Below are 20460 nucleotides of genomic sequence, written 5' to 3' on the forward strand. Positions count from 1 at the left end.
TGAAGGACGTGAAGGACGGCGCGGCGAGTCGATCCCCCCGCGCCGCGCGTCAACGGACCGCGTGGTCCGCGACGTCCGGTTCCGTGAAATGTTCCGCGATGCAGTGGCGCAGCCGCGGCCCGAATACGGCCGCGATGTCGTCGGCCGAATACGGTGCGATGGCATCGTCGATGCCGAGCGCGCGGTCCACTTCCTGCTGGAGCCGCGTGAAGATCCGCTGCGCGGCGCGCTCGTCGTGCAGGTACGTATTGAGCGCGACCGCCGTCGCCCGCGCCGCCGCCGCGTCGAGCCCGTGCGCCGCAAACGCGTCGGCCGACCATTCGTCCGCGTCGCGCGGCGCGTCGCGCATGGCGTCGATCTCGGCCAGCAGCGCCGGCCCGTCGGCGCCGAGCGTGGCCATGCACATCCGGTCCGCCGCGGCGACGAGCTGGTTCAGCCCGGCCGTCATCTGGCGCAGCACCGTCCCCGCCGGCCATTGCCGCGCACGCGCGATCTCGGCCTCGTCGCCCTGCAGCAGCATCGCCAGATCCTCGCGGGCGATCTCGTGCGCGAGCGGGCTCGTGTGTTCGGTGGACCAGTCCTCGAAGCGCGCAAGCGCCTCGCGGAACGCGTGCGTGTGCGCGTGGCCGGGCGCCGCGTCGAGCGCGACGATCAGCCCGCGCAACTGCTGCGCCGCCCGCACCGCGAACAGGTATTTTTCGGCTTCGAGCTTCAGGAACGCCGCCGCGTAGCGATAGAAGCCGGGCTCGGCCGCGCTCGCTTCGGCGCCCGCCAGCGAAGCCGGCTCGATCATCGCGCGGTAGGCTTGCTCGACCATCGTCTGCGGCCCGGCGCACACCGAGTTGCGGCCGACGAGCAGGCCCGCCGCCTCGGCAACCAGGTAATACGCGTCGCTGGCGAGGCACGGCGCGGCCGGATCGCCGCCCGACGCCATCCGCTTGATCAGCGAGATATGCACGATCCGGTGCATGCCGAGCGAGATCCGGTAGATGATCGACGGCACGACGGGAATGCTGTCCGGGTCGGCCGGCTGCTCGCGCCGGCGGATCAGGTACGCGGGCAGCAGCTGGCACAGCTTGCTGATGAACCACAGGTCGAGCATCGACACCGCGCCGTCGTGGCCGCGCAGGCGGCAATACCCGTCGCGCAGCGTCGAGATGGTCGGCAGCACCAGGTGCCAGTGGTTCCCGAACTGCCGCAGCGACGAGATGTTCATCGGTAGCGCGTGATGAAACCGGCTGCCCTCGTACTCGCAGCGCGCGGCCTCGATCTCGATGCCCTCGCGCGATTCGGCCGGCGCGATCTCCTCGCCGAGCGGGCGAAAGAAGCTGTCGCGATAGGCGACCATCGAGCCCAGCATCGAGCGCCAGTAGAACTCCGGTTTGTCGAGCGCGCGCGGCCCGTGATAGCCGGTCGCGTACAGCGCATCGATGACGGTGTAATCAAACTCGTTCTGCATCATGGCTTCCTGAAGAGACACGGCCGCCGGCACGGCGGCCCGATAGAACGAACGGTGCGGGGACGGCGCGTCAGCGCGGCATCGACATCGGCTTGCCGGCCGTGTCGGCCGCGCGGCGCCACCGGCGCGCGAGCCCCTGCCACAGGCTCGCGAGCTCGACCCGGCAGAAGGTCCGCACGGCGCGCGGCGACCACCACCAGTAGTTCACGTTGATCGAATCGCTCAGCGACTCCACGTAGTGCCACCAGCCGGGCGGCAGGTACAGGACCTCGCCCGCCTCCAGCACGAAGTCGTGGCGCGGCGCCGACTGCACGCGCGGAAACAGCACCGGGTCCGGATCGCTCATGTCCACCGGGCTGAAGATCACCGGCAGATCGCGGCGCTGCCGGTAATACACGTTGGCGGACTGCCCGGGCGCGAACAGCACCCAGCGCTTGCGGCCGTACACCTGCACGTTCAGGTTCTCGTGCCGGTCGAAGTGCATCGGCGACGAAATCCCTTCGGGGCCGAGCCAGAAGCCCGGCCGCAACACCAGCTTGCGCCGCAGCCAGTTCGGCATCCAGCCGGGAAAGCCGTGCTGCTCGTGCAGCGGCGCGATGTCGTCCTTCAGCTCTGGCGCCGTCGAATAGATCGCCGCGTAGGTGATGTACGCGGTGCGGGCGCTGCCCTGCGCCTGCATCGCGCGGATCGTCGCGCCGAGGCGCGCGGTTTCGTAGCGGCGCGCACCCAGGTAGAGGTCCGGCCGGGTCGGCGTCGGCGACAGCTGCGACGTCTCCACCGTGATCTCGTGCTCGCCGTAACGCTCGACGAAGAAATCCGGCGTCCAGCGCGTGCGCGCGGGCCAGGCTTCGATGAATCCTTCCAGCACGGCCGGATGCTTCAGTCCGGCCAGAACGTCGCGCATGCTCCGGCTGCCGTCGTAGCGAATCCGCGGCATCGGCACAATCTTGCTGCCAGTCATCGTGGGGCTCCTGTCGACAGGAATAAAATCAGGACACCTGCCAATTTCCGTTGTGGCGAAGCACATCGCCGGGCAGCCAGCGGATCACGCGGGTGGCGGCGCCGAGCGTGCCGAGGCGTGCGTCGATCTGGTCGAGCGTGTCGGCTTCCGCGGGCTCGCCGTTGATCCAGCCGATGTCGCCGATCTCGGTCGCGATGCCGCAGAACCCGTTCGCATACGGCGCGAACGCGCGGGCGCCGGCGCGCGCGCAGAGCTCGCCGATACCGGACGGGCCGAGCGTGATGGACGGGCCGTCGCCCGCTTCCGCGATGCGCGGCAGGCGTTGCAGTTCGGTCATCGGCAACACCATCCAGAACGTGAACAGGCCCTGCCAGAACGGCGCCTTGCGCAACTCGCGGCAGCAGCTCAGAACCAGGTCGGGCCGGCCGCGCTGCGCGACGGACCGGTCGATCACGTCCATCACCGAGCCCTGCGCGTCCTCGCCGCTGTCGACGAGCAGGATCACCGAGAACTGCGGCGTCGTGACCCGGTAGCAATTGCCCCAGTTGCGCACGTCGTGCGGCGGCACGGCCGCACCGATGGTCGGCTGCTCGCCGTAGAACGGCAGGATGTCGATCTCGATGTCGCCGATCCGCACCGTCTCGCCCCAGCCGGGCGCGAGCACCGTCTGCCCGACGTCGCGCAGCGACTGCTGCATGTCGTCCTGCGCCAGCAGCGATGCAACCGGGATGTGCGGCACGATGACCGGCACCGATCCGTCGCCGCCATGCCGCAGGATGGTCGGAATGTGCCAGTGGTCGAGATGCCCGTGCGTGACGAGCATGCCGTCGATCCGCTGGCCCAGGTTGGACGGCGCGCGATCGAGATCGGGCAGGCCGACGTTGCCGCCGATCGCGAGGCTGATCGGGTCGGTCAGCAGGCGGGTGGTTTCGGATGCGATCAGCAGCGACGCATGTTCGAGCCGCTGGATGCCGGGGCCGTCGAATGCCGGCCACGCCAGCGCCGCGCCGCCCTTCGGCCGTTCGCAGCCGAGCAGGCGAGGGTCCGCATACAGCTCGGACAGCGGCTGCCAGTGGTTGCGCTGCAGCGCGTCGCGCAGCGCGTTCGCGAGCTGCGGCACGTCGCCGGCGGCAGTGTCGAGCACGATCGGCTCGCCGTCCTGCGGCGCGAGCGCGAGCGTCCAGCGGTCGCGGTGCTGATGCAGATCGTAGAGCAGCGCGCGGCTCGCGATGCAGCCGCCGGCCGCCACCGAATCCGGATCGAACAACTCGTCCAGAAACGGATAGCGCGCAATCGCGTCGCGCAACAGCGCGGCGCAGGCGGCCGGTTCGAATTTCGCTTCCATGAATTGCTGCATGAGCGCGTCCTGCCGCTCGATCAGCAAGCCCAGGTCATGCGCGCGCGAAGCCAGAATGCCTGTATTGAGGAAGACCCCCAGGCGATCATCGACAGACATGGTATGTTTTACCCTCGGATTCTCTCGGCGAAACGCAACGTGCTCCCGCGCGCGCCGTTACCGGGCCGCGAAATGCCGCATCGTTCCTTTATCTTTGATTGCGCGCTGCGTGGCGCGGCGACAGTCAGGCCGACAGCGCGGCCCGCACGCTCAATGGCCGCATGTCGGTCCAGTTGGCGCCGATCCATTCGAGACAGGCGTCCCGGGTTCCCGACGGGCCCGCTGCCCGCCAGCCTTCCGGTACCCGCTTGTCGTCCGGCCAGATCGCGTATTGTTCCTCGTGATTGACGACCACCTTGAAAACGGCGTCGTGATGCGGCGTTTCGGCTTCCATGTCTCTCTCGTTTCAATAATCGATCACGCGTGTCACACGCAGTACATAATTCGATATTTCTATAAAAACGGCACGCCCGGTCATGCCGGACAACGATGCAAGCACTTTGAAATCGAAGCGAGCAGACTTTACCATAAAGCATCTAAAAACAATTACATTTCTATTGCATGAAAACAGAATAAATCATAATCATTGAGAGCCAATAATCACGGCCATTGTTCATAAATATGTGAACCTATAGAAATCAGACTGTCTTTTCGATTAAATCGATAATCGTCTTAATTGTTTGAAAATCTTGTATGGCTCGTTTTTTAAAGCGGAGTCCCGAAAGCATGGCCTTGCTACCCAGTACCCTCACCATTCCGCTCCAGCGCCCGGCGGCGCGGCACCGGCTGCTGGTGTTCCATCACGCGTGCGGCGCGGCGGCCAATTACTACCGGTGGGGCGCGTCGTTCCCGGACGACATCGAGGTGTGGCTGATCGAACTGCCCGGCCGCGGCAGGAGCCTGGGCACGCGCGCGATCGATACGCTGCCCGAACTGATCGACTTCCTGCGGGCCCTCCGGCCGCTGCTGCCGCGCGACTATTCGGTGTTCGGCCACAGCATGGGGGCGCTGATCGCATACAGCTTCGCGTGCGACATGACGCAACTGGGGCATCCGCCCGTCTGGTTCGGCGCCTCCGGCACCGACGCGCCGTTCTACCCGCATCGCCGGACGCGGCTCGACGGCGCGCCGGTTCACCTGCGCAATGACGCGGAGATCATCGACTATGTCGTGTCGCTCGGCGGTACGCCGCGCGAAGTAGTCGAACACGACGCGCTCCGGGCGATGCTGCTGAAACTGGCCAGGGCGGATTTCCGCCTGGTCGAGGCGTTCTTTCCGCTGCCGTCCGCAACCGCGCTGCCCTGCCCCGTCACGGTCTTCTCGAGCCGCGACGACACGGTGCTGAGCCCCGCCGGGCAGCGCGACTGGTCGCGCGCGTCGCAGCACCCGGTCAGCTTCCGCGAGTTCGACGGCGGGCACTTCTATCTATTGGAACACCCGGCTGCCGTTCAGCACGCGATCGCCCAGGCGCTGGCCGATGCGGGGCGGTGCGGCACCGCCGTGGGCGAGATGCCGTCGCTGATGTCGTGACCGGTGGCGGGGTGGTGGCCGGCCTCCTGCCGAAGTATCGCGATTCAAGCCCCTGACCCGCTCGCGATACCCCGGCGTAATGCCGCTGCCACCGGCATCCTCGTCACGGAACACCGCCTGCCATTCAGCGAATCCGGCGAATCCGCAGCGTTGCGCGAAACGAACGACGGTCGGCGCCAGCAGGCCGCATGCGGTCGACATGCCGGCAATGCGCGGCACCATCGAACGGTTTGCCTCGATCCGCGGCGTGACGTGCGTCAACTCACGCGGCAGCGCATCGAAGGATTCGGCGTTCCGCCTCATCGATGCGCCGCCTCCGGGAAGGACCGGGCCCCATCGCTTCGTGCGGGGCGGCGGTCATGTGCGCGACTCAGGCGGCTTGCTCAACCCGCGATCAGCGTGGCGAGCGCCGGATAGAATCCGTCACCCGCCGCAATGATCGGATTGCCTCTCAGCAATCCGTTGCCCGCGAGAAAGTCGTTGACGACGCCGCCCGCTTCGCGCACCAGCACGATGCCGGCCACACAGTCCCACGAGTTGATGTGCGGTTCGTAATAGCCGATCAGCCGGCCTGCCGCGACGTAGGCGATCATCAGCGCGCCTGAGCCGTTGCGAATGAACATGCCGCCGTCGGCCAGCAGCCGCGCCAGAAACGGAATGAACGCCGACGGCGCGACCCGATGCGAGAAGCCGACGCCGACCACGCCGTCGCGCACCGAGCGTGTCGTGGCGGCCCGCATCGGCGTGTCGTTGACGAATGCGCCGCACCCGGCCGCGGCATGAAACAACTCACCGCTGTTCGGATCGAACACCGCGCCGATCGCCGGTTTGCCATCGATCAGCACGCCGATCGACACGCACCACGCATGCATCCCGTTCAGAAAGCAACTGGTCCCGTCGATCGGATCGACGATCCAGACAATCCGCTCCGACAGCAGCGACGCGCCGGCCTGCGCCGCGGTTTCCTCGCCGAGAAACGCGTCGTCCGGAAACGCTGCCGTGACGCGCTCGCGCACCAGATTCTCGACCTCGCGGTCGGCAAGGCTGACGACGTCCTGCAGACCTTTGTGCTCGACTTCGAGCGCCGCGCGGTTCGCGAACATCCGGTACGCGCGCGCCCCGGCTTCCCGAGCAATCGTGCACACGAGTGCATAGCGATTCGCAAGATCGGCCTCGAACCCGATCGTCTCCGTCCCGGGTGCGCTCATGCGTGCGCTCCGACGATGGCCGCACCGTGTGCGCTGAATTGGAGCGCGACCTGCGCGCCGCGCGGAAATAGCTGATCTAACCGATGACTCACGACAAACAATTCTCCAAGTGACGACTGAACCGTGTACTGCATTTCGCGACCGAGATAGGTCGCACGACTGATTTCACCGGCGATCGTGCCCTGCTGCGCAGGCCCGAGCCGGATTGCCTCCGGGCGTAACGCGATGCGCACCGCGCCGGTCCGCGTGCCGGTGTACGGCAGATCGAGCCGCGTGCCGCCGATCGTGCACTGCGCGAGCTGGTCGTCGATCGCACGAATCTCGCCATCGACGAGATTCGCATTGCCGATGAAGTCCGCGACGAACTCGTCGGCAGGTGCGTCGAATATCTCGCGCGGCGTGCCGAGCTGTGCAATCTTCTTGCGATTCATCACGACGATGCGATCCGAGATCGCCAGCGCCTCTTCCTGATCGTGCGTCACGTAGACCGCGGTCAGACCCAGCTTGACCTGCAGATCCCGGATCTCGTCGCGTACGCGGGTGCGCATCTTCGCGTCGAGATTCGACAGCGGCTCGTCGAGAAGCAGGATTTCGGGCTCGAGCACCAGCGCGCGCGCTACCGCAACCCGTTGTTGCTGGCCGCCCGACAGCTCGCTCGGCGAGCGTGCGGCATACTCGCCGAGCCCGACCAGCGCCAGCGCACCCATCGCCTTCTCGTGCGCCTCGCGCTTCGGCCGGCGCGCAACCGCCAATCCGTAAGCGACGTTCTCGACGACGCTCATGTGCGGAAACAGCGCGTACGACTGAAACACCATACTGACGTCGCGCTCGGCCGCCGACCGATCGGTCACGTCGCGCCCGCCGATCAGGATCCGCCCCGCATCGACGCGTTCGAGGCCCGCAATCATCCGCAACGTGGTGGTCTTGCCGCAGCCGCTCGGGCCGAGCAGCGTCACCATCGTGCCCGGCTCGATGCGAAAGCTGATGTCGTCCACCGCGACGCTCTTGCCGTAGTGCTTGCTGACCCGCTCGAATACGAGCGAACCGCGTACCTGGGTCGTGTTCATACCGTCGTCTCCTTCATTTTCAGAATCGTGCCGCGCCGGCCGGAAGCCTGTATCCGTGTGCGGGCACGCAGCCGGCGCACACCGACGAAACGCTGGACGACGAGAATCATCACGAGCATCACGATCACCAGCACGCTGGCGTAGGCAATCGCGGTGCCGTAGTTGCCGTTCGAAACCAGTCCGATGATGTACGACGTTGCCATGTCGTAATTTGCGCTGACGAGGAAGATCACCGCGCTGACCGACGTGATCGAGCGTACGAAGCCGTAGACGAGCGCCGACGCGAGCGCCGGGCGCAGGAGCGGCAGGATCACGCGACGGATCGTCGTGAGGCTGCTCGCACGCAACATGATCGACGCCTCGTCGAGACTCGCGTCGAGCTGGCGCATTGCCGCGATGCCGCTGCGCAGCCCCATCGGCATGTTGCGAAACACGAAACACAGCACGAGGATCGCGCCGCTTCCCGTCAGTTCGATCGCGCCGGCGTTGAACGTCAGCAGATAGGCAATCCCGATGACCGTGCCCGGCACCGCGAAGCTCAGCAGCGTGCCGAATTCGAGCAGGCGCTTGCCGGCAAAACGCTGCCGGATCAGCAGCCAGGCGGTGAGCATGCCCACCAGCGACGTCAGCGGTGTCGCGATCGCCGCGATCGTCAGCGTCGTGAAGAACGACGGCCATGCCTGACCTTGCCAGTGCAAGCCGCCGGCATCCGCGCCAATGCCGAATGCATCCGCGTAGTGCGCGAGCGTCAGGCTGTTGTCGACACCCCAGATCTTCACGAAACCGCCAAGCAGCATCATCGCGTAGACCACCAGCGTGAACGCCACCCACGGCACGGCAACGCACCAGAGGCCGGCACGCAGCCGCGGATCGAGCGCTGCGTGCGCACCGCTGTCGGCCTTGCCGGACACCGTCACGTATGAACGGCGGCCAAGCCAGCGGTTCTGCAGCAGGAACACGCCCAGCGCGAATACGAGCAGGACCAGCCCCAGGCCGGCCGCTCGCCCGGGGTCGTTCTGCGCACCGACCACGGAGAAGTAGATTTCCGTCGACAGCACGTGAAAATTGCCGCCCAGCACGATCGGGTTGCCGAAATCGGCCATGCTCTCGATGAAGCACAACAGGAACGCGTTCGCGAGCCCCGGACGCATCAGCGGCAGCGACACCGTGACGAACGTCTGCCAGCGTGACGCGCCGAGCGTTTGCGACGCCTCCTCGAGCGACGGGCCCACCCCGTCGACGACGCCGACGAGCGTCATGAACGCGATCGGCGTGAACGCCAGCAGTTGCGACAACCAGACACCGGGCAGACCGTAAAGCCAGCGGCCGGGCACCACGCCAAACACATCTGCGACGAACAGCGTGAGCGCGCCGTTGCGACCCAGCAGCAGGATCAGCGCGAGGCCGAGCACGAACGGCGGCGTGATGATCGGCAACACTGCGAGACTACGCAGCGCCCGTACCCCGCGCGACGCGCTGCGCGCAGCCAGCAATGCGAGCGTGCAGCCCAGCGCGACCGATCCGGCGGCGCTCGCAATCGCGAGCGCCAGCGTATTCCATGCAACGCCGCAACTACGCCCTCCCGACAGGCAGGCCAGGCCCCAGACGCTGCGGGACATGACGCGCGGCAGCACCGATGCCCAATCAAGCACGCCGTCGGCATTGCGGAATGCGTCGAGCAGGATGTTGCCGACCGGCCAGAACACGAACGTAGCAATCAGCGCGACGACGATCCCGATCGCGCCCGTCACGAACAGGTCGCCGCGGCACGCGCCGGCCAGCGCCGCGCCGCTCGTCGCGATCACGAGAAACGCAAGCGCGGCGAGACAGGCGCCGGCGCCGAGCCCGGTCGGCAATGCGACACCCCATGCGAGCCAGCCGATCGCGATCAGGCCGGCCACACCGGCGCCGACCCACGCCGCGCCGAGCACACGGCGCCGACGAATCGCCGCCAGCGCGATGCCGGCGGCGGCCAGACACGCAACCAGCACCCACACCGCGGCCATCCCGCCGTGCCATGCCTGCCAGAACGCGGGGGCGGCGGTTGACGAGCCGTGCAGCGCGTCACCGATCCAGCGGAACGCGAACACGCCCGATTCCTGCTGATACCAGGGCAGCGCGACGAGCGCAAACGCCCCCGTCGCCAGCCAACTCGACAAGATCTTGTTCATCTTCGCGTCAGTTGCCGTGGTTGTAGATTTCGGTCGTCCAGCGTTGCAGCAGGTGCTTGCGAACCTGAGGCGAACCGTACTTCGCAAAGTCGTAATTGACGAGCTTGATCGATGCGACGTTCGGAGCCTGCGGCGGGACCTTCGCATCGCGGTTCGCCGGAATCTGATACGCCTTCGCATCGATGGCGGCGGTCTCGGTATCCGCGCGCAGGGCGAAGTCGTAGAAGCGCTTCGCTTCGGCCAGATGCTTCGCCCCCGCGACGATGCTCATGCCGCCGATCTCGAAACCGGTGCCTTCGCAAGCCGGCGCAACGGCAATCGGAAAACCGGCGACTTTCTGCTTGATCAGGTCGTGAATGAATTCGATCGCGACGGTCGACTCGCCGCGCGACGCGGCCTCTCCCGGCGCAACGCCGGTGTCGGTGTACTGGCTGATGTTCGCGTTCAACGTGCGCAGGTACTTGAATGCGTCGTCCTCGCCAAACAGCTGAACCAGCGTCGCGAGCGCGACGTACGATGTGCCCGACGAGTTCGGATTCGCGATCTGGATCTCGCCCTTGAAAGCCGGATTCAGCAGATCTTTCCAGCACTTCGGCGCCGGCAGCTTGCGCGAATTGATTTCCGTCACGTTGTAGCCGATACCGAGCACACCCTGATAGATGCCGACCGACCGAGAGTCGGCCACCTTCGCGAACGTCTGCGCCCACGGCTGCAGTTGCGCCGCAAGCGGCGACTGATAGGGCTGCGTCAGTTTCTCGAACGCCGCCTGAAGGTGCGCGTCACCGGATCCCGCCCACCAGACGTCGACCTGCGGATTCTTCGCCTGTGCCTGGATCTGCGCAAAGCTCTCCCCCGCGCTCTTGCGGATCATCGATACGTCGATGCCGGTTTCCTTGGTGAACCGCGTCTTCATCAACTGACACCACTCGAGATCCGCGGAACACAGCACATTCAGGTTGCCGGCCGCCTGCGCTGTGGTCGTCAGGCACGCTGCCGCCAGTATCGCGGCGACGGTGCTTCGCAACGGGAATTTCATCGGTTGTCTCCATGTTTTGATTGCCCGCGCCGCCCCCGCTTCGTCAGTGGCCGGCACTTCGTCCGGGGTGTCTCCCCGAATTTTGCACACGAGTGCAATGTAGCACCAACGAAACCCCGATTCAACCTGGGAAACGCTGGAAACGGCGTTCCAGCGTCGGGACTTACCCGGGGATCAGACCGACGGAATCCCGCTCGACGAGAGACACGCCTACCACCCGAATGCGCGTCGGCAACGTGAAATCGGTCATCCGGTCGACCAGGACATCGACCGCTTCCCGTGCAAGCTCGTCGACGTTCTGCGCGATCGTCGTCAAGCGATAGCTACCCATGCGCGCGTGCGGGATGTCGTCGAACCCGATCACCAAAAGATCCTCCGGGACGCGCTTGCCAAATCGCTGTCGCGCGGCATCGATGAAACCGAGCGCAATCATGTCGGTGGCACAGAAGATGGCGTCCGGCACGCCGCGCGAACGGTCCAGCAACGCTTTCGCGGCTTGCTGGCCGCTCTCGTAGCTATCGGTCGACGTGTTGCACAACTCGACTTCGCCACGTCGCCCCGGCAGCGTGCGCAACGTCTGCACGAACGCTTCACAACGCGCCTTGCCGTTGAAGTTCGACAGGTGCGGGCCGATGAAGGCAAACCGTTTTCCGCCGGCCTGCACGAGCCGCTGGGCGGCCAGCCGGCCACCTGTCTCGTTGTCGCTGTTGACGACGTCAACGCCCTCTATCTCGGCCGCACGGTTGAGCATCGCAACCGGCACGCGGCGTGCGACGTACTCGCGGGCCAGCGCGAGCGGCGGCGTCCCCGACGTCATGATCACACCCGCAATCCGGTAACTCAGCAGAATCTGCAACGAGTGGGCGATCTGGTCAGCGTCGTCGGCATCCATCAGGATCGGCAGGAAGCCCTGCTCGCCGAGATAGTGGGCGATCGGCGACAGCAACTTCACACGAAACGGATTCTCCAGGCCGGACGTAATCACGCCCACAAAGCTGCTGCGGCCCTGAATCATGTTGCGCGCGTTGTAATCGACCTGATAGCCGAGTTGCTCGGCCGCACGCATGATCCGCTCACGCGTCTTGCCGGACACGCTCGCACCCGGCGTGAACGCCCGCGATACCGCCGAGCGCGAGACGCCCGCCAGTCGCGCGACATCGCTCGCCGTCGCCCAGCTCTTTTCTTTCTCTTTGTCCGTCATGGATATCTCGTGCGTGGCAAATCTGCGCCTGTTGTGGAGAATGCTAGCTTATCAAAACAGACGAAAACGCCATCGAATTCGCCGCCCGGGCCGTGGGTCGAGTGAACGAGCCGATCGGACATGATCTTGCACACGCAACATCCGACGGTACAGCCTTCATGCCGGGAAACGACGCATGGCCGGGACGCCCGCGGAGGTCTTCTTCGTGCGCGATGCGGTTCGCCTGCCCGCCGAACAGCCTGCCAATACCCGGCAGGCTGTTGAAAGGCACCTCGTCAATGCGTGGAAGGCCGCTCCAGAGGCCCGCCTCGTCGGCGTGGCGCGTGTCGATTCGAACCGGAACTGCTGCCGCCGAAGGACGTCCACATCGTCGATGTGAACCGCTATGCCGCGTTCGCGCCGTGCATGAGGTTGCTCGCCCCCCCAGCACGACAGGAACCATTGCTCAACCCGCTCACGGCCATGATGGTTCGGCCGCGCCGTTGGCCGGCGTCACCGGCGCGCGCCCAGCTTCGATGAGCTCGGCGGAAGCCATTTCTACAGCAAGCTAGGGTAAGTCCCGTCCCTTCGAACGTCATTTCGATGCCGAGCCACGTTGTGCAATCGAAACCGTGGTGATAGATTGCACACGAGTGCAAATTTGGGCCGGTCGTCCGGTGAGACAACGCGTATGGCGGTCGGAAAAGCGGCTTCGACCGTTGCAACGCCCGGCGGGCGTCGCAAGTTTGCCGGCCCGGTGACGCATCGTTCGAGGGGCATCCGTCATGGAATGCCCGGGATCGGTGCGTCGCCCGGCGCATATCGCGCCCTGTGTCTGATTTAACTACCGTATTGACTACCGTAGGAAAAGGAGCAGCCCATGTCGTCACCCCAACCCGTGAATCCGTTTCGCCGGCAGTTTCTTCAGGTCACCGCGAGCGCAAGCTTGTGCGGAACGCTGGGCATACCTGCACGGTCATCGGAGGCGGCAACCACCACACGCGGCAATACGGCCCACGAGCCACGTCCGAAGTCGATTCCGCTGGACGAGTGCCTGAGCCTTTCGCCGCAGCAAATGGCACAGAGATCCCCGATTGCGCAGCGGTCGTTCGCCTATATCAACGAATGCATGTCGCAAATCCAGGATGGCGCGCTGAAGAGCACCACGCGATCGATGGTCGATCATCCCGCACCGACGCTGATGGCCTACTACCTTGGACAACCGGACCGACAGGACGCGTTGCTCAGGAATCTCAAAGACAAGAACCTGCTTGCAGCAGACGTCACCCGCGAACAGTTGTTTCCGCCGTGCAAGTCGGCCGACGTTCCCGCGCAACCGATGTTGAGCGCGCCAGGCAGCGACTACAACAGCCACCACTCCTATCCGGGCGGCCTATGCGCGCACACTGCGACGAACCTGCGCCATGCGATCGACTACAAACACACTTACGAGCAACTCTTTCGCTACTCGCTGTCGCTCGATGTTCTGTTCGCTTCGCAGACATTGCATGACCTGCAGAAGACCTGGGTGTTCCAGTGGCGTGACGACGGTTCGTGCCTGAAAGAATTCACCATCGGCGACACCGGGGCGCACCATATATTCGGTCTTGCGCAATGCATGGTCCATGACCTTCCTGCGGATGTGATCCTCGCGCAGGCGTGTGCGCACACGAATCCCGGCGTGCTCGACGGCGAAAAAAAGATCGTCGGGTGGCTGACGGCGGCGGCAATGATCGCGCGTGTCGATCCCGTCGCCAACGGCTATGTGACGGACCAGCAGGCACTGCCGAAGCCGCACAAGCAGGAGTGGTTCGTGTCGCATATCTGCGACTACGATTTTGTGTTCGCGAATCCCGCTGCGAAAGACGCGATCTCCGTGCTCAAGGACATCGCGAAAGAGGACTACGGCATGACCGAACGGCAGCTCGACGGACGCGACTTCAACAGTTTCCGCAACTATCTCGGGTCGCAGATCTCCTGGCTTCGCACCAACTTCGAAAACTCGAATGACGTGCATGCGCTCAGGCAGTTGATCCATGCGACCGTCGTGAAAACCTGACCGCCCTCGGAGGCGCCGGCGAACGATGCCGGTTGGTCATCGGACGCCTTTCGCGTGGCGGGCATGTTCGCCCAAACCGGTGTGCAAGCTCACTGGAACACGCCGCTGGATGCGCATTTCGAAAAGACTGACGCCGCGATGAGGGGGACGCTCGAGCTTCCCGGCAAGCCACCCGGTCCGTACCCGGTGCGATTCATCGATGTCATTCCGACTTTTTGATTTGACGCGTCGAGTGGCAAGTACCCGATCAACCTGCCTTTCCCGGCCACTCGAGATTTGAAAGCACGATTGTTCTCGTTATTCAACCTCCAAACTCAGGAGTCCGACACACATCATCAAGCAACATGAAACTTGGATCACGTCAATATTGAATCATTCCACCAGGATTATGAATCGATGAAAAATAGCGTCGCAATCGCCATGACGGCAGTGGGCCTTGCAGCCGCTACCGCTGCCCACGCCCAGAGCAGCGTGACCCTGTACGGTATCGTCGACAACGGTATCGCTTACCAGAACAACTCGTCGGCCACGGGCGCGACGACGGGTGGTCACTCGAAGGTGCAAATGTCCACCGGCGTGTGGGCAGGCAGCCGCTTCGGCCTGAAGGGCAGCGAAGATCTCGGCGGCGGCACGAAGGCGATTTTCCAGTTGGAAGCCGGCGTCAACACGGCTAACGGCTCGTCGCAGTGGACCAACGGCATCTTCACGCGTCAGGCATGGGTTGGGATGACCAACGCCACGTACGGTACGCTGACGGCCGGCCGCCAGTACACCGCGTACTACACGCTGCTGTCGCCGTACAGCCCGACGACCTGGCTGACCGGCTATTACGGTGCGCACCCGGGCGATATTGATTCGCTGGATACCAGCTACCGCGCGAACAACTCGCTCGTGTACATGTCGCCGAAGTTCTACGGCTTCACGGTCGGCGGTTCGTACTCGTTCGGCGGCGTCGCAGGCGCGACGAACCGCGGCTCGACGTGGAGCGCGGCGATCCAGTACCTGAACGGCCCGGCAGGCATCGCCGTCGGCTACCAGAAGGTCAACAACGCGACGCTGGGTGGTGGCGTGTGGGGCGCGAACTCGACGGTGCAGAACGGCCTGACGGCAACGGGCGACGGCAACCAGCCGGCAGTCTCGTCGATCAACAACGGCTACGCGACCGCGCAATCGCAGCAGCGTATCGCCGTGACGGCGGGTTACCAGTTCACGCCGGCATGGGACATTTCGGCGTCGTACTCGAACGTGCAGTACACGCCGGGCGTTGGCTCGTCGTTCCGCAACACGGCCATCTTCAACACGGCAGGCGCCGTGCTGCACTGGAAGGCAGCGGCTCAGTGGGACTTCGCAGCGGGCTACTCGTACACGGCGGCAACGCAGTCGAACGGCATCACGAGCTCGGCCAAGTACCACCAGGTCACGCTGTCGCAGTACTACAGCCTGTCGAAGCGCACGGGCCTGTACGCAGTCGAGGCTTACCAGCATTCGAGCGGCAACACGCTGAACGCAGGCAAGATCATCGCGGCAACGACGTCGATCGGCGACGGCGTGGGCGCAGGTTCGAAGCAGAACCAGATCGGCCTCGGCGTCGGCCTGATCCACCGCTTCTGATGTCCCGTGGCGGGCACGCATCGCATCCGGAAGTGCACGGAAGCCCGCCTTCGGGCCTGAAAAGCCGCTGAAACCCGGAATGGTGTATTCAGCATTGCCATGCGCGCGTCAATGGCAGGAAGCTCGCCGGCTTTGCCAGTCGACAGCAAGCCGCGGACAGCACGTGCTGCAAGACCCGTCATTCACCACGTTGAAACCGGGTGACTTCGATCGCCTGGAACTCCACCCACACGCCACCTGCGCGGGAAAACCTTGACGCAGGCCGGAGTCGGCCGATCGCAACGAGGTAACCGTCTTCGCGTTCAAGCGTGACGAAGCGAGTCGCCCCAAGGCGCGTTGGCTCCGGCGATGGCATCGAGCAGGGCCAGGCGTTTGCGTATGCAGACAACCAGCGCGACCTTGGGTCGTTTGCCGGCGACGTTCGCGCATAGGTCGAACGCTTCGATGGCAGGGCGCGTTGCGCTCGACATTGCCACGTCAAGCACGCGATGAAGCGTGAAGCGCCCGCCCTGCCCGCGTCGTCGCCCCCGGCGCCCGCAAGTGCAAGCACCGGGCGCAACACCGACGAGCGCCGTAGCCCGACGCTCGCTGCGTATTGAGTGACATCGCGATCAAAAAGCGAAAATATCCGGAGTATTGTCCAGCCGCATTGAAACGCACGGCACCGCAACAATCAAAATCAATATTTAATAAAGAAAATTTCCCCTCTTTAACTCGGCCGTACGTCGCCCCCTCCAATCGCCCCGGGCATCGCACCCTGCCTCGCCCAGTCGCACAAAGCCCCTCAGCCGTACACCGTCGATGCGGCGTTGCCGATCCCGCCAACGCGACCGACAAGATCATTTCATATTTCTCACCAAATCATGACTTGATTAACAGCGGAGACATGAAAAATTAATATCACAGAAAATATCTTGTAATTATAAAAATGGCCTCCTAGCATGCCTCTGCTGTACGCGACATGTCTTATATCAAAGTCATTACTTGATGCATTCCTCGAACAAACCCATCCATAACCTGGGGAATTACATGAAGAAATTGTCTCGTCTGCTGCCCATCACCGCGATTACCGTTGCGAGTCTCAGCGCTTTTGCCCAGGCCGGCGACCAGCCCGCCGCGGTCGACAAAGCCCTGCAACTGATCCAGCAGAACCCGTCCGCCTTCAGCCTCGCCACTGGCGGCACGGCACGTGCGTTGAAGTTCGCAGGGCCGCAAGCCAGCGCGCCGACGGACGGCGATCAGTTCCAGGTACGCGACGTGATCGTCGACCCCGACGGCACCGAGCACGTGCGCTTCGACCGCTTCTACGCGGGCCTGCCCGTGATCGGCGGTGACGTCGTCGTCCATTCGAGCAAGGGGCAGTTGAAGCAGGCGAGCCTGACCCAGCTCGCGCCGATCAATCTCGCCGGCACGATCGGCAAGGTCGGAAACCGCTCGGTGGTACGCAACGCACCCGACGTCGGCGCGACCCGGGCCAGGAACGTCGCGGCCGCGCGTTTCAACTCGGACGTGCGCCGCGTCGAAGACGCGGAGCTCGTCGTGTTCGCCCGCGACGTCGCGCCGACGCTGGCCTATGCGGTGCGCGTATTCGGCAAGGCGACCGATACGCATGGCGACGCCGTGCTGTACTACGTCGACGCGCGCACCGGCAACGTGCTCGACGCACAGGACCTGATCAAGACCGCCGCCGCGACCGGCACCGGCCGCTCGCTGTACTACGGCAACCTGACGCTCACGACGGACCAGACCGGCACGAACGCGTACCGGATGCTCGATCCGAGCCGCGGCGGCGGCTCGGTCTACGATGGCCGCGGCCTGAGCTCGGACGACGTCGAACAGGCGACCGACCTGCCGATCTTCACGAGCAGCACGAACGTGTGGGGCAACAACGCGACGACCGACCGGCAGACCGTCGCCGCCGACATCGATTACGGGCTTGCGTTAACTTGGGACTACTACAAGACGACGCACAACCGCAACGGCATCTTCAACGATGGCCGCGGCGTGAAGAGCTACGCGCACGTGGTGTTCAACACCGGCAGCGGCACGACGGGCGCGAACGCGGCATGGCTGTCGTCGCGCGTGATGGCGTACGGCGACGGTGATCCGGGCACCCGCCTGCCGAAACCCGTCGTATCGGTCGATGTCGCCGGGCACGAAATGAGCCACGGCGTGACCGAGGCCACCGCCAATCTGAACTATTCGGGCGACGCGGGCGGCCTGAACGAAGCGACGTCCGATATTTTCGGCACGCTCGTGAAGTTCTACGCGAACAACCCGAACGATCCCGGCAACTACGTGATCGGTGCGCGCATCGTGAGCGGCGGCCTGCGCAAGATGTACAAGCAGGATCTCGACGGCCGGTCGTTCGCCTGCTACCCGTCCGGCGGCTTCTCGTGGTCGAACCCGCGCCACGATCCGCATTACACGTCGGGGATCGGCAACCGCTTCTTCTACCTGCTGTCGGAAGGCCCGGCGGTGCCGTCGACCGACACCGGCCTGTCGAGGACGCAACTGGTCTGCAATGGCGACACGACCTTCAGCGGCCTGGGCCGCGACAAGGCCGGCAAGATCTGGTACCGGACGCTGACCGTGTACCTGAACGCCAACTCGAGCTACCCGAACGCACGGCGCGCGTCGATCCAGGCGGCAAACGACCTGTATGGTGCGAACTCGGCAGAAAGCACAACGGTTGCGCGCGCCTGGAGTGCAGTCGGCGTGAACTGATCGCGCGTGTGCGGGTACGCCGAACGCCCGCAGATCGCGTGACGGCACGCCGTTTCGACGGAGAACGAGCCGATCGACGTCGCGCGGTACTCACGCGAATGACGGGCAGATGTCGATCAACCGCCTGCAATGTCCGGCGGTTGATCGGCAAACAGCGGCACACCAAATCGCGGCCGGAGCCGGGCGCGTCATCGCAGGCCGCACGTCCCGATGCGCGTCAGATTCCGCGCTTCCTGCGCCCGCCGTCGCTCATCGAAGCGCTTGCGCGGCCCGCTTCACCGCGTCGTAGCGATCCATCCTCATCTGCCCCAGCTGTGCGGTCACCGCCTCCAGGATCTCGGGCGCCGCGCGCTCCGGCCGTCCGCAGTCGAACGGCGGCGCCGGGGCATACTCGATGGATAGTTGCACCGACTGAGCATGGGCGGCCCCCGCAATTTCCGCCATCACCGTCAGTGCCATGTCGATGCCTGCCGTGATGCCGCCACCGGTGATCAGGTTCCCGTCGCGCACCACGCGCGCGTCATCGACGGTCGCACCGAACGCCGGCACCAGGTCGAGCCACGACCAGTGACATGTGGCCCGCTTGCCGCGCAACAACCCTGCTGCCCCCAGCAACAGCGAGCCGGTGCACACCGACGTGACATAGCGCGCCCCGTCTGCCAGCCGGCGCAGCCCGCGCACGTATTCCGCATCGCCCAGCGCCTCGATCACGCCGAGGCCACCCGGCACGCATACGAGGTCCGCATGCGGGATATCGGCCAGGCGCCTGACGTTCGCGATCGTCAGGCCGCCATCGGCCTCGATCGTCCCGCCGGTGGACGAAGCCAGCACGCATTGCGCGCCGGGCAGGCGCAGGAACACCTCGTAGGGCCCGGCGAAATCGAGTTGCGTCACGTTCTCGAACAACGCGAAGACGACGACATACGGCGCAGCGGTCATGACACGAATCTCCTTTCAGTGGATTGACACCTCGCATGGTCGCGCCCTATCGTGATGGCTGCAATGTCGCTATCCCCACTTTTCCTGCCATGCCCCATCGCGTCGCCGTGCTCGTGTATCCGGACTTCCAGCTGCTCGACGCGGCCGGCCCCATCGCTGCCTTCGAAATTGCCGGCCGCTATCGCAGCGGTCACTACACGCTGCGCACGATCGCCGCGGAAGCCGGCCTCGTGCGCAGCTCGTCCGGTGTCAGCTGGGCCGCCGAAGCGCTTCCTGCGGTCAGCACGATCGACACGCTGCTCGTCGCCGGCAGCGACGACATGGATTCCCCGATGTCCGATCCGCGCGTGCTGCGCTTCGTGCAGCGCTGCGCGCGACGCGGCGTGCGCGTGACGAGCGTGTGCTCGGGCAGCCTGTTGCTGGCCGCGGCAGGCTTGCTCGACGACCGGCGCGCGACCACGCACTGGTCCTGCAGCGAACGATTTGCGCGGCAGTTTCCACAGGTGCGCCTCGAGCCCGATCTCATCTACGTGGAAGACGGTCCGTTCTGGACCAGCGCCGGCATCAGCGCCGGTATCGATCTCGCGCTCGCGCTGGTCGGTAACGATCTGGGCGAGCACGTTGCGCGCCTCGTCGCGCGCCAGCTGGTGGTCTACTACCGGCGGCCCGGCGGACAATCGCAGTTTTCCGCGCTGATAGAGATGAACTGCGCACGCGGCCGCTTCAACCCGCTGCTCGATCACGTGCGCAGCAACCTTGCCGTGCGTCACCGCGTCAGCGATCTGGCCGAGCGCGCGTGCATGAGCCCGCGACACTTCGCGCGTGCGTTTCAGGCGGAAACGGGGCTCACCCCGGCGAAAGCGGTAGAGAAACTGCGCGTGGAAGCCGCGCGCGCCGCGCTCGAAAGCGGCGCAGCGTCGCTGCAGCGCGTGGCGCAGGAATGCGGCTTCGGCGACACCGAGAACCTGCGCCGCAGCTTCCAGCGTCTGCTGGGCGTGCCGCCATCGACCCTGCGGGTGCGCTGAAGCGAGGTTCGGGATCGCGTGGTTGACGAACGTCGCGCACCGCACCGACAGCGCATTCCCGTTTCTCCCGACGCGCCGGATGCATGACCGT

At 65.2% G+C, this 20460-nt stretch carries 17 protein-coding genes; 7 read left to right on the top strand and 10 right to left on the bottom strand.

The window, feature by feature from the left end; all coding sequences use genetic code 11:
- Positions 1-49 precede the first annotated feature (49 nt).
- The 4 genes from ACWMMN_RS35415 to ACWMMN_RS35430 all read right to left on the bottom strand — a co-directional run bounded on the left by ACWMMN_RS35415 (position 50) and on the right by ACWMMN_RS35430 (position 4210).
- Entirely contained in the window at positions 50-1459 is a 1410-nt protein-coding gene (locus ACWMMN_RS35415) for a hypothetical protein (protein ID WP_486424166.1), read from the bottom strand.
- A 70-nt stretch (positions 1460-1529) separates the two neighbouring features.
- Positions 1530-2420, bottom strand: a complete 891-nt coding sequence (locus ACWMMN_RS35420) for a cupin-like domain-containing protein (RefSeq protein ID WP_059241812.1) — start codon at positions 2418-2420, stop codon at positions 1530-1532.
- 28 nt (positions 2421-2448) lie between these two features.
- The gene (locus tag ACWMMN_RS35425) at positions 2449-3876 is read right to left on the bottom strand and encodes an MBL fold metallo-hydrolase (protein ID WP_059241814.1); all 1428 of its coding nucleotides are present in this window, start codon (positions 3874-3876) and stop codon (positions 2449-2451) included.
- A gap of 124 nt (positions 3877-4000) precedes the next feature.
- Complete coding sequence (locus tag ACWMMN_RS35430; RefSeq protein WP_059241816.1) at positions 4001-4210, bottom strand: MbtH family protein; 210 nt, start codon at positions 4208-4210, stop codon at positions 4001-4003.
- Between the two features lie 332 nt (positions 4211-4542).
- Between ACWMMN_RS35430 and ACWMMN_RS35435 the strand changes: the two genes are divergently transcribed.
- Positions 4543-5346 carry a thioesterase II family protein gene (locus ACWMMN_RS35435; RefSeq protein WP_486424167.1) on the top strand — a complete coding sequence of 268 codons (804 nt, stop codon included), beginning with the start codon at positions 4543-4545 and terminating at the stop codon, positions 5344-5346.
- Positions 5347-5729: 383 nt separating this feature from the next.
- Here the strand turns inward: ACWMMN_RS35435 and ACWMMN_RS35440 are convergent, their stop codons facing one another.
- The 5 genes from ACWMMN_RS35440 to ACWMMN_RS35460 form a co-directional block, all read right to left on the bottom strand.
- Positions 5730-6554 carry an inositol monophosphatase family protein gene (locus ACWMMN_RS35440; protein ID WP_174994706.1) on the bottom strand — a complete coding sequence of 275 codons (825 nt, stop codon included), beginning with the start codon at positions 6552-6554 and terminating at the stop codon, positions 5730-5732.
- Positions 6551-7621 (bottom strand): ABC transporter ATP-binding protein, encoded by a 1071-nt coding sequence (locus ACWMMN_RS35445; protein ID WP_486424168.1) that lies wholly within the window; start codon positions 7619-7621, stop codon positions 6551-6553. Before ACWMMN_RS35445 ends, ACWMMN_RS35440 begins: the two co-directional genes overlap by 4 nt.
- Positions 7618-9792, bottom strand: coding sequence for an ABC transporter permease (locus tag ACWMMN_RS35450; protein WP_059241824.1), 2175 nt, complete (start codon positions 9790-9792; stop codon positions 7618-7620). The genes ACWMMN_RS35445 and ACWMMN_RS35450 overlap by 4 nt, the downstream gene beginning before the upstream one ends.
- Before the next feature lie 7 nt (positions 9793-9799).
- Entirely contained in the window at positions 9800-10828 is a 1029-nt protein-coding gene (locus ACWMMN_RS35455; RefSeq protein ID WP_486424169.1) for an ABC transporter substrate-binding protein, read from the bottom strand.
- A gap of 163 nt (positions 10829-10991) precedes the next feature.
- Positions 10992-12029, bottom strand: coding sequence for a LacI family DNA-binding transcriptional regulator (locus tag ACWMMN_RS35460; RefSeq protein WP_059241826.1), 1038 nt, complete (start codon positions 12027-12029; stop codon positions 10992-10994).
- A 175-nt stretch (positions 12030-12204) separates the two neighbouring features.
- On the opposite strand from ACWMMN_RS35460, the gene ACWMMN_RS35465 reads away from it, so the two are divergent.
- The 5 genes from ACWMMN_RS35465 to ACWMMN_RS35485 all read left to right on the top strand — a co-directional run bounded on the left by ACWMMN_RS35465 (position 12205) and on the right by ACWMMN_RS35485 (position 18405).
- Positions 12205-12408 (top strand): hypothetical protein, encoded by a 204-nt coding sequence (locus tag ACWMMN_RS35465; protein WP_486424170.1) that lies wholly within the window; start codon positions 12205-12207, stop codon positions 12406-12408.
- A 480-nt stretch (positions 12409-12888) separates the two neighbouring features.
- Complete coding sequence (locus ACWMMN_RS35470) at positions 12889-14067, top strand: hypothetical protein (RefSeq protein WP_486424171.1); 1179 nt, start codon at positions 12889-12891, stop codon at positions 14065-14067.
- A gap of 63 nt (positions 14068-14130) precedes the next feature.
- Positions 14131-14286, top strand: coding sequence for a hypothetical protein (locus ACWMMN_RS35475; RefSeq protein ID WP_155627353.1), 156 nt, complete (start codon positions 14131-14133; stop codon positions 14284-14286).
- A gap of 177 nt (positions 14287-14463) precedes the next feature.
- The gene (locus ACWMMN_RS35480; protein ID WP_486424172.1) at positions 14464-15678 is read left to right on the top strand and encodes a porin; all 1215 of its coding nucleotides are present in this window, start codon (positions 14464-14466) and stop codon (positions 15676-15678) included.
- A 1029-nt stretch (positions 15679-16707) separates the two neighbouring features.
- Complete coding sequence (locus ACWMMN_RS35485; RefSeq protein ID WP_059241833.1) at positions 16708-18405, top strand: M4 family metallopeptidase; 1698 nt, start codon at positions 16708-16710, stop codon at positions 18403-18405.
- 249 nt (positions 18406-18654) lie between these two features.
- Here ACWMMN_RS35485 and ACWMMN_RS35490 read toward each other — a convergent pair whose 3' ends face one another.
- The gene (locus ACWMMN_RS35490) at positions 18655-19344 is read right to left on the bottom strand and encodes a DJ-1/PfpI family protein (protein ID WP_486424173.1); all 690 of its coding nucleotides are present in this window, start codon (positions 19342-19344) and stop codon (positions 18655-18657) included.
- 89 nt (positions 19345-19433) lie between these two features.
- Here ACWMMN_RS35490 and ACWMMN_RS35495 point away from each other — a divergent pair, with 89 nt between their 5' ends.
- Positions 19434-20369: a GlxA family transcriptional regulator gene (locus ACWMMN_RS35495; protein ID WP_174993971.1), complete on the top strand. Its 936-nt coding sequence runs from the start codon at positions 19434-19436 to the stop codon at positions 20367-20369.
- Positions 20370-20460: the final 91 nt, after the last annotated feature.

Source organism: Burkholderia cepacia complex sp. TUM26381, assembly GCF_057439935.1.